We start from the raw sequence: 11,200 nt of genomic DNA on the forward strand, positions 1-11,200 counted from the left end.
CAGTTGGGGATGCACGCGTTGGCCAGCGACAGTGGTGTGCTGGCGTTACGGCAGGCGATGGCGAGCGGGCAGAGCCAGCGGATGGTGATCGCCGGCGATGCGGCGCGTATCCGGCAAACGATGTTGGGAAAGTCAAAGCCAGCCGCCGCCGCGCCGATGAAAGCTTTCGACGAAGACTCAACGACAACAGGCCAGAGCGATCGCTCGTTGCAACAGCAGCTAAGGCGTGAATTGATAGGGATGGTATCGGCCCTGATCAAGGTGAAGCCGGAAGACATCGACGGCGATACCGCCTTGAGCGAATACGGTTTCGATTCGATCACGTTGACCGAGTTCGGTAATGCTCTGAACCGGCAATACAAGCTGGAACTTGCGCCGACGATCTTCTTTGAATTTCCGACGCTGGATGGTCTGACGAGCTATCTGGCCAGCGAGCATCGGGCGGTGCTCGTTCCGCGATTTGCCACGCACAGTGACGCAGTCAAGGTAGTTGAAGCGGCGCCCGCCGTGACGCTGCCAGCATTCGATCGTATCCGGCAACGTGCACGCGGACGTTTCGGTGCAGCGGTGGCACATCGTGAGACGGTGACCAGCGAGCCGGTCGCGATTATCGGCATGAGCGGGCAGTTCCCGCAGGCGCAGGATATCGATGCTTTCTGGCGCAACCTGCTCGAGGGCAAGGATTGCATCAGCGACATCCCGAACGATCGCTGGGATTGGCGTACCTGGTACGGCGATCCGGCGCAGGAGGACAACAAGACCAACATCACACAAGGCGGCTTCATCGACGGCGTGGGCGAGTTCGACCCGATGTTCTTCGGCATTTCGCCGAAGGAAGCGGAGCTGATGGACCCGCAGCAGCGCCTGATGATGATCCATATCTGGAAGGCGCTGGAAGATGCCGGCTACGCCGGGTCGACGCTATCGGGTAGCGATACGGCGATCTACGTCGGCACGATGCCGACCGGTTATAGCCATCTGATCAGTCGTGCTCAGATAGCGATCGAAGGGTATTCCTCGACCGGTGCAGTGGCCTCGGTAGGCCCCAACCGGATGAGTTATTTTCTCGATTTCCACGGCCCAAGCGAGCCGGTAGAAACAGCCTGCTCGAGTTCCTTGATCGCATTGCGGCGAGCCATACTCGCCATCGAACGCGGTGATTGCGGCATAGCCATTGCCGGCGGCGTGAACACCATCGTCAACCCGGATCTGCATGTCAGCTTCAACAAGGCGGGCATGCTGAGCGAAGACGGGCGCTGCAAGACCTTCTCCAGCGAAGCCAACGGTTACGTGCGCGGCGAAGGCGTCGCGATGCTGGTGTTGAAGAAACTCTCCCACGCCGAGCGCGACGGCGACCATATCTACGGCCTGATACGCGGTACCGCCGAGAATCATGGCGGACGCGCCAATTCGTTGACCGCACCTAATCCGAAAGCGCAGGCCGCGGTCATTCGACATGCCTATCAGCAGGCCGGCATCGATCCGCGGACCGTCACATATATCGAAGCGCACGGTACCGGTACGCCGTTGGGCGATCCGGTGGAAATCAACGGCCTGAAGGCGGCCTTCAAGGAACTCTACGCGGCCACGGGGCCGGATGAGGTCGTGGCACCCCATTGCGGCCTGGGTTCGGTCAAGACCAATATCGGTCATCTGGAGCTGGCTGCGGGCGTGGCGGGCGTCATCAAGGTGCTGTTGCAGATGAAGCACCGGACGCTGGTAAAGAGCCTGCACAGCGATACGCTCAATCCGTATATCGATCTGAAGGGCAGCCCCTTTTATGTGGTGCAGTCGGCGCGCGAATGGGCGGCGGCGCGCGATGCCCACGGGCAACCCCTGCCACGCCGTGCCGGCGTGAGCTCATTCGGCTTTGGTGGCGTGAATGCGCACGTCGTGCTGGAGGAATATGTTCCGTCGGCGGCGGCACCCTCAGCGACTACCGGGCCGGTCGCGGTGGTGCTGTCGGCGCGCAATGAAGAACGCTTGCGTGAGCAGGTGCAGCAACTGCTGAGTGTGGTGTCGGCCCCGCAAGCGGCGTCGGAGATGGCATTGGCCGATCTGGCCTATACGTTGCAAATCGGCCGTGAGGCCATGGAAGAGCGTCTGGGTTTCGTCGCCGACTCGATCGACGTATTGCGCGACAAGCTGACGCGTTGTCTCGCAAATAGTGATGCGCCCAATATCTATCGTGGTCAGATCAAGCGCCGCAGGGACGCAACGGCTGCATTCGCGGACGATGACGAGATGGCCCATACCATCCAGAGTTGGCTCGAGAAGGGCGCGCTGGACAAGCTGCTCGACGCGTGGGTAAAGGGGCACACGTTCGATTGGCGCCGCCTTTATGCCAACCAGACGCCGCACCGAATCAGCTTGCCGACCTATCCGTTTGCCAGGGAACGCTATTGGGTGCCGGACGTGGACAGTCCATTGCGTGCCGTGGCGTTACACCCATTGCTTCAGCGCAATTCATCGAATCTGTCCGGGCCGCGCTTCAGTACGCGTTTTGATGGAGGCGAGTTTTTCTTTGCCGATCATGTGGTGCTGGATAACCGTGTCTTGCCGGGCGTGGCTCAGCTGGAAATGGCTCGTGCTGCGGTAAATGAAGTAATCGGCGATGCCGGCAAGCTGCATCTGAAGGACATCGTATGGACACGTCCGGTCGTTGTCGACGGCGATGGCGTGGAGTTGCATGTCTCGCTATTCCCGGAAGAGAACGGCGATGTCGGCTATCAAATCCATACAAGAGCCGAGGATGGCGAGATCGTTCACGGTCACGGCGTAGTGACGGAAATCATCGACGACGACACTCCGGCAACGCACGATCTGGCGGAACTCCGTGAACAATGCACGCAGGAGACATGGAGTGCCGAGCAGTGCTATGCAGCGTTCGATGCGCTCGGATTGCGTTATGGGAGCGGATTCCAGGGTTTGAGCGAGCTGTTCGTCGGCGAGCGGCTGGCATTGGCGCGCATCATATTGCCGCTCTCGTTGCAGGCGACGAAAGATCGCTACGCACTGCATCCGAGCCTGCTCGATGCCGCGCTGCAAGCGTCGATCGGTTTACAAATGGGCGTGTCTGCGGGCGACCTGAAGTTGATGTTGCCCTTCACACTGGATGCGCTGGATGTGCTCGCGCCCTGCACGAGCCACATGTGGGTGGTTGTTCGCCCCAGCCATGGCCGCGCAAGCAGTGATGCGGTGCGCACGGCCGATATCGACCTTTGCGATGACAACGGCATGGTGTGCCTGCGATTCAAGGGCCTTGGCCTGAAGTCTCCCGCCGCGCCGCCGAACGGTGGCGTGGCCCATGACGCGGATTCCGAGGAATCGGCAGGCCGGGTTGATTCGATGCATCAGCGTGTGCCGCTATCGCAGGCGGATGAGCAAGCGACGGTGGCGAGCCGTGATTCGGACGGTATTGAAGAAAGGGCCACTCGTTATTTCGTGCGTCTGTTGTCGGCGACGCTGAAGCTGCCTGCGCATCGGATCGATCCGCTGGCGCAAATGGAAAGTTTCGGTATCGACTCCCTGCTGGTGCTGGATCTCACGCGTACGCTGGAAAAGCAGTTCGGCCCGCTGCCTAAGACATTGTTCTTCGAGTATCAGACGATTGCTGCGCTGAGCGACTACTTTCTCCAGCATCACCGCGCTGCCATGTTGACCGTGCTGGGAGAGAAGCGGGCTGTCGCCGCGGCTGTGTCGGTGCCTTCCGTCACCAGGACCGACAAGTCCGTTACCCCGGGGAACAGCCGTCGCTCGGGTTACGAGGCGCGCAATCAACGCAAGGGAGATGCGGGCTCTGCTATCGGCGAGATCGCCATTATCGGTGTGGCAGGCCGATACCCGCAGGCCGCCAACCTCGAACAGTTCTGGGCCAACCTGAGCCAGGGCAAGGACAGCATCACCGAGATTCCCGCCGAGCGCTGGGATCACACGCTGTACTACGATCAGGACCGCACCAGGCCGGGCAAGACGTACGGCAAATGGGGCGGCTTTATCGACGGCGTCGACCTGTTCGATCCGCTGTTCTTCAATATCTCGCCACGCGAAGCGGAGCTGATGGATCCGCAGGAACGGCTGTTCCTGGAATGCGTGCATGCCACGCTGGAGGATGCCGGCTACACCCGCGATAACGTAGCCGAAGACGGCAGCGTCGGCGTGTTCGTCGGTGTGATGTATGAGGAATACCAGCTTTACGGCGCCCAGGAGCAGGCCAGAGGGCATGCGCTAGCCGTACCGGGCCATCCGGCATCGATCGCCAATCGCGTGTCGTACTTCTGCAATTTCAATGGCCCAAGCATGGCCTTGGACACCATGTGTTCGTCGTCGCTGACGGCGATCCACCTGGCGTGCCAGAGCTTGCAACGCGGCGGCTGCGCCGTAGCGATCGCCGGTGGCGTGAATGTGTCGGTGCATCCGAACAAGTACCTGATGCTGGCCCAGGGCAAGTTCATTTCCGGCAAGGGCCGCTGCGAGAGTTTTGGCGAAGGCGGCGAAGGCTACGTACCAGGTGAGGGTGTGGGCGCGGTGCTGCTTAAGCCGCTGTCGCAGGCGATCGCCGATGGCGACCATATCTACGGGGTGATCAAAGCCACTGCGATCAATCATGGCGGCAAGACCAACGGCTACACGGTGCCAAACCCGAACGCACAGGCCAAGGTGATCGAGCGCGCATTGCGCGAAGGTGGTATCGACGCCCGGGCGGTGAGCTATATCGAAGCCCATGGCACCGGCACTAGCCTGGGCGACCCGATCGAGATTGCCGGGCTAAGCAAAGCATTTGGACAGTGGACGCAGGACAAGCAGTTCTGCGCGATCGGTTCGGCCAAGTCGAATATCGGGCACTGCGAAAGCGCAGCGGGTATTGCTGGCGTGACCAAGGTATTGCTGCAGATGAAGCACGGCCAGTTGGCGCCGAGCCTGCATTCGAGCGTGCTCAATCCGAACATCGACTTTGCCGGTACCCCCTTTGTGGTGCAGCAGGAGCTCGCTCCCTGGCCGAAGCCGACGCCAGAAAGCACACGCATTGCCGGCATCTCCTCGTTCGGTGCGGGCGGCGCCAACGCACATATCGTGATCGAGGAATATGTTGCGCCGACAGCAAGGCCAGTTGCCTCGAACAACCCCGTTGTCGTCGTGTTGTCGGCCCGTGACGAGGATCGCTTGCGTGAGCAGGTGCATGCGTTGCGCTCATTCCTTGCGTCGCATGCCGAGTCGGGGATCGCACTGGTCGACCTGGCCTATACCTTGCAGGTCGGGCGCGAAGCCATGGAGGAGCGGTTGGGCCTGATGGTCGGCTCATTGGCCGAGTTGAGCGAGAAACTGGATGCGTACGCCGCTGGCGATGCAAGCATCGAGGACGTGTATCGCGGACAGGTTCGGCGCAACAAGGAGACCCTCGCGGCCCTGGCCGGCGATGAAGACACGGCCGCGATGGCCGAGGCATGGGTAACCAAGGGCAAGCTCGGCAAGCTGATCGATCTTTGGGCCAAGGGCCTGACGTTCGACTGGCATCGACTGTATGGCGGCGATCGACCCCGCCGCATCAGCCTGCCGACGTATCCGTTTGCTCGTGAGCGCTATTGGATAGAAGCATCCGTTTCGCATGGGGCGGGCCTTATGTCCGGCGGCACGCTTCATCCGCTTTTACATCGCAATACATCGAGCTTTTCGTTGCAGCGTTTCAGCTCCCGCTTCAGCGGCGACGAGTTCTTTTTCGCCGATCACGTCGTGCGGGGTGTTCGCCTGCTGCCGGGCGTCGCGCAACTGGAGATGGTGCACCGCGCGGCCAGCGAGGCGATCGATGGGCATTGCGAACTGCGGTTCAAAGATATCGCCTGGGTCCGGCCCGTGACGATCGGTGCCGATGGGCTCGACCTGCACATCGCGCTGGCACCAGGACAAGATGGCGATATTCATTTCGAGCTATATCGCGAGGCATCGGAAGACGAGAATCTGATCTACAGTCAAGGCTCGTTGCTGGCCTTTGCAGATAGCGAGCCGCACACGACGGCGGTGCACGATCTTGTCGTCCTGCGTCAGCAATGCAGTCAAGCCCATCTGAGTGCCGAGCAATGCTATGCGTTGTTCGAGCAGTCCGGCTTGCATTATGGCCCGGCTTTCCAGGGCCTGAGCGAGCTGTTCGTGGGGCAGGGTCAGGTCCTCGCACGAATCACGCTGCCGGCTGCAATGCGTATGGAAGGTTACGCATTGCATCCAAGCTTGCTGGATGCCGCATTGCAGGCTTCCATCGGCTTGGTGCGCATGGTTGACGATGCGAAACCTGCGTTGTTGCTACCTGTGTCGCTGGCGTCGCTGGAATTGTTTGCACCTTGCGCCGCCAACATGTGGGCGATAGTTCGCCTTGGCTCCAGCCAGGCAACGGATGATCCGTTGCAATCGCTCGATATCGATCTCTGCGATGAAGCCGGCACGGTATGCGTGCGCTTTACTCGGCTTGGGTTGAGAGCATCGACGGCAATCGCCGAACCCGCCACCGCCTGGCAAACCCTGTTGGCAAGTCCTGTATGGGAAACCCGGCCTGCCGTGAACGGTCGCCCCGTGGACTATGCGGGGCATCTGGTGATGTCGTGTGGCGTCGATGCGATAGATACGGAACGTATGCCGGGAGCTACCTGCCTGACGCTCGCCGTGGACCAGGACCTGGCGAAATGCTACGAATCGGCAGCCGGCCAGTTGCTGCAGCAGGTTCAGGCACTGAGCTCTCAACCGGGACGCCATCTGATCCAGCTGCTCGTGCCGAACCAGGGTGCCGCGCAGCTTATGGCAGGCCTGGGCGGCATGCTGCGTACGGCGCAGCTGGAAAATCCACTCATTGTCGGACAGCTCGTTCGTATCGAGCCTGGCCAGGACGCAGTACAGGCGCTACTTGAGAACCGCTACGCGGATGCGTCGGACGTGCGTTACGTGGAAGGCCATCGCCAGGTGAACGGCTGGGCCGAGCTGGCCGGTTCGAGCGATGCAGGCTCGCCCTGGAAAGCGCACGGCGTATATCTGATTACCGGCGGGGCAGGCGGTCTGGGCTTGATCTTTGCGCGCGAGATCGCGCAGTGCGCTGCAGGCGCAACGCTGATCCTGACGGGACGCTCGGTGTTGACGCAAGCAACGCAAGTCAAGCTGAGCGAGCTTGAATCCCTGGGCGCGACGGTCCAGTACCGTCAGCTCGACGTGAGCGATCGCGATGCCGTGATGCAATTGATCGGCAGCATTGTCCGGACATTCGGTGGATTGCAGGGCATCGTCCATAGCGCCGGCGTCCTGCGCGACAGCTTTATCATCAGGAAGACCCCGGAAGAGCTGCACGCGGTATTGCGCGCCAAGGTCGCCGGCGCGCTTCATCTGGATGAGGCGAGTCAGGATCTGGCGCTCGATTGCTTTGTTTGCTTCTCGTCGGTTGCCAGTGCACTCGGCAACGTAGGGCAGGCCGATTACGCTGCGGCGAACGGGTTCATGGATGCCTTCGCGCACTACCGTGGCGCGCTTGTGTCCCAGGGTTTGCGTCGCGGATGCACGCTGTCGATCAATTGGCCGCTGTGGGAAGAAGGCGGCATGCAAGTCCCGGCCAGTACGCGCCAGTATTTGCTGGACGAGATCGGCATGGTGCCGTTGCGCAATGCCAGTGGTTGCGCGGCATTGGTGCAGGCCTTGTCGAGCGGACTGCCGCAGGTGCTGGTCGCCGAAGGCAAGCTGGAGCAATTGAAGACCTCGCTGTTGAAAGAGCAGCCGACGACATCACCAAACGTTGTTGTCGCGTCGGAGCATGTGGCGCCGGTCGTCGAGGACATGCGCGATAAGACGGTCCGTCACCTGGTGCGTCTGTTGTCGGGCACGCTCAAGTTGCCGGCACAAAGAATCGATGCGAATGTGCCGCTGGAGGTCTATGGCATCGATTCCGTCATGGTATTGGACCTGACGATCAAGCTGGAAAAGACATTCGGCGCATTATCGAAGACGTTGTTCTACGAGTATCAAAGCATCGCTTCGCTGGCCGACTATTTCCTGCAAAGTCACTATGCCGAACTGGTGAATCTGCTTGGCGACAAATCCATCGGCGTCACGCCCGCTGCCGTGGAAAGGCCACATGACGAGGTGGCGTCGGCGTCGATCCTGCGCCGTCGCTCGGGCTTTGATCTGCGCCATGCCTCATCGGGAACCGATGAGATCGCGATCATTGGCTTGGCAGGGCGTTATCCGCAGGCTGCCAATCTCGAACAATTCTGGGCCAATCTGAGCCAGGGCAGGGACAGCATTACTGAGATTCCTTCCGAACGCTGGGATCACGAGCTCTACTATGACGCCGATCGCAGCAAGGCCGGCAAGACGTACAGCAAGTGGGGCGGTTTTATCGACGGCGTCGATCTGTTCGATCCGCTGTTCTTTAATATCTCGCCGCGCGAAGCGGAGCTGATGGACCCGCAGGAGCGGCTGTTCCTGGAGTGCGTGCATGCCACGCTGGAGGATGCCGGCTACACCCGCGATAACGTGGCCGAAGAAGGTGGCGTTGGCGTATTTGTCGGTGTGATGTATGAGGAGTACCAGCTCTACGGGGCGCAGGAGCAGGCGCAAGGAAGGCAGCTCGCCATTGCCGGCAGTCCTGCGTCGATTGCTAATCGCATTTCCTATTTCTGCAACTTCCATGGACCCAGCCTGGCGCTGGATACCATGTGCTCGTCGTCGCTGACGGCGATCCATCTGGCGTGCCGGAGTCTGCAACGCGGCGACTGCACCGTGGCGGTCGCCGGTGGCGTGAACGTGTCGGTGCATCCGAACAAATACCTGATGCTGGCCCAGGGCAAGTTCATCTCGGGCAAGGGCCGCTGCGAGAGTTTTGGTGAAGGTGGCGAAGGTTATGTGCCGGGCGAGGGCGTGGGTGCGGTCTTGCTCAAGCCGCTGTCGCAAGCGATTGCCGATGGCGATCATATCTACGGGGTGATCAAGGCCACCGCCATCAACCACGGCGGCAAGACCAACGGCTACACGGTGCCGAACCCCAATGCTCAGGCCAAGGTGATCGAGCGAGCCTTGCGCGAGGGTGGCGTGGACGCGCGTTCGATCAGCTACATCGAAGCGCACGGCACCGGCACCAGCCTGGGCGATCCGATCGAGATTGCCGGATTGTCCAAGGCGTTTCGAGGCTGGACGCAGGACACGCAGTTCTGCGCGATCGGCTCGGCCAAGTCGAATATCGGGCACTGCGAGAGCGCGGCCGGTATTGCCGGCTTGACCAAGGTGCTGCTGCAGCTCAAGCACGGCCAGTTAGCGCCGAGTCTGCATTCTAGTGTGCTCAATCCGAACATCGACTTTGCCGCGACTCCCTTTGTGGTGCAGCAGGAGCTCGCACCGTGGCCAAGGCCATCGCGAGAAGGCGCACGCATCGCCGGCATTTCCTCGTTCGGTGCGGGTGGTGCCAACGCGCATATTGTTATCGAGGAGTATGTTGCCCCCGCGGCGCCGCAGCTGGTGACAGGGCCGGCCCTGATCGTGCTATCGGCACGCCATGAAGACCGGCTCCGCGAGCAGGTGCTGCAGCTGCTGGATGCCATCGCATCGGATAATGCCATCGATCTGGCCGACCTTGCCTACACACTGCAGGTCGGGCGCGAAGCGATGGAAGAACGACTCGCCCTGGTGGTTGGCTCGCTGGCTGAACTGCGCGAGAAGTTGAGCGCTTATGCCACGGGCGAGCCGATCATCGACGATCTCTATCGTGGCCGGGTCAAGCGCAATAAGGAGACCCTGGACGCCTTGGCGGGTGACGATGATATTGGCGCTGCGGTCGGGGCATGGGTTACCAAGGGCAAGTTTGGCAAGTTGCTCGACCTGTGGGTCAAAGGTCTCGCGTTCGATTGGCGGCGGCTGTACGGGGCAAGCCAACCGCGGCGCATCAGCTTGCCTACCTATCCCTTTGCGCGTGAGCGCTACTGGATCCAAGCCGGAACGACTCAATCCAGGCCATCCTCCGGCGTGGATGTAGCGCTGCATCCACTGGTGCAGCGGAACACGTCGGACATGGCGGGTTTGCGTTTCAGCACCCGCTTGAGCGGCAACGAGTTCTTTTTGACCGACCACGTAGTGCAAGGGGACCGCGTGCTGCCGGGCGTGGCGCAACTGGAAATGGCGCGCTGCGCGGCTAGCGAAGTGGCTGGAGAAACGGCGCTGATCGAACTGACGGATGTGGTGTGGGTGCGCCCTGTCATGGTCGGTGGGGAGGGCCTACTGCTGCATGTCGCGCTGCATCCTGACGAAACCGGAGGCGCCCATTTCGAAATCTATAGCGAAGGCGAGAACGGCGAAATCCGGGTTTACAGCCAGGGTGCAATCTTGATCCACGCCGTGGATGGTTCGGATACCGCCTTGACGCGCGATCTGATTGCGCTGCGGGAGCAATGCACTCGGGCGCATTCGGATGCCCCAGCTTGCTACACGGCATTCGAGCAGATGGGCCTGCATTATGGTCCGGCCTTCCGGGGCTTGAACGAGTTGTTCGTGGGACCGGATCAGGTCCTGGCACGCATCGCACTGCCGGCTACGGCACCCACGACCGGTTACACGCTGCACCCGAGCGTGCTCGACGCCGCGCTGCAGGCGACATGGGGCTTTCAGATGGGCAGTGCATCGCCGACCCTGATGTTGCCTTTTGCACTGGGATCCCTAGAGATACTGGCACCATGCGCGGCTACCATGTGGGCGCTCGTACATCGCAGCGTTGGCAGCAAGGCAGGCGATACGGTGCAGCGGCTCGATATCGATCTATGCGATGAGCATGGCAAGGTATGTGTGCGTTTTAAGCAGTTCAGCCTGAGATCGTTGGCCACTGGGCTCACGCAGGAAGAACCGGAGACCAGAACTCGCCCGGCCATCTCGGACGAGACGATCCAGACCTTGCTGCTGCAGCCGGAATGGACCACGCAGCCAGTGGCGTCCAGTGGCTTTACGAAGAGTGAGTTCACTCGCCAGCAGGTCATGTTGTGCGGCTTGGATGCGGCGGCCGCCGAGCTCGTGCGAGCGAGTTTCCCTGGCGCGACTTGCGTAGCCCTTGACGTGAGCCAGGATGTGGCCCGGAGCTACGAAGCTGCAGCCAGCACGTTGCTGGAACAGATCCAGTCGCTCAACGGGCAACCCGGCAAGCATCTGATCCAGGTCGTCGTGCCCGGGTACGGCGAAGGTCAGGTCATGGCCG

Annotated in this window: 1 protein-coding gene; it reads left to right on the top strand. The window is 61.2% G+C overall.

Features of this window, described 5'->3' with window-relative positions:
- A partial coding sequence (locus ACZ6WW_RS23385) for an SDR family NAD(P)-dependent oxidoreductase (protein WP_465276313.1) occupies positions 1-11,200 on the top strand: 11,200 nt, incomplete at both ends.

The organism is Dyella sp. NPDC103356 (assembly GCF_055584465.1).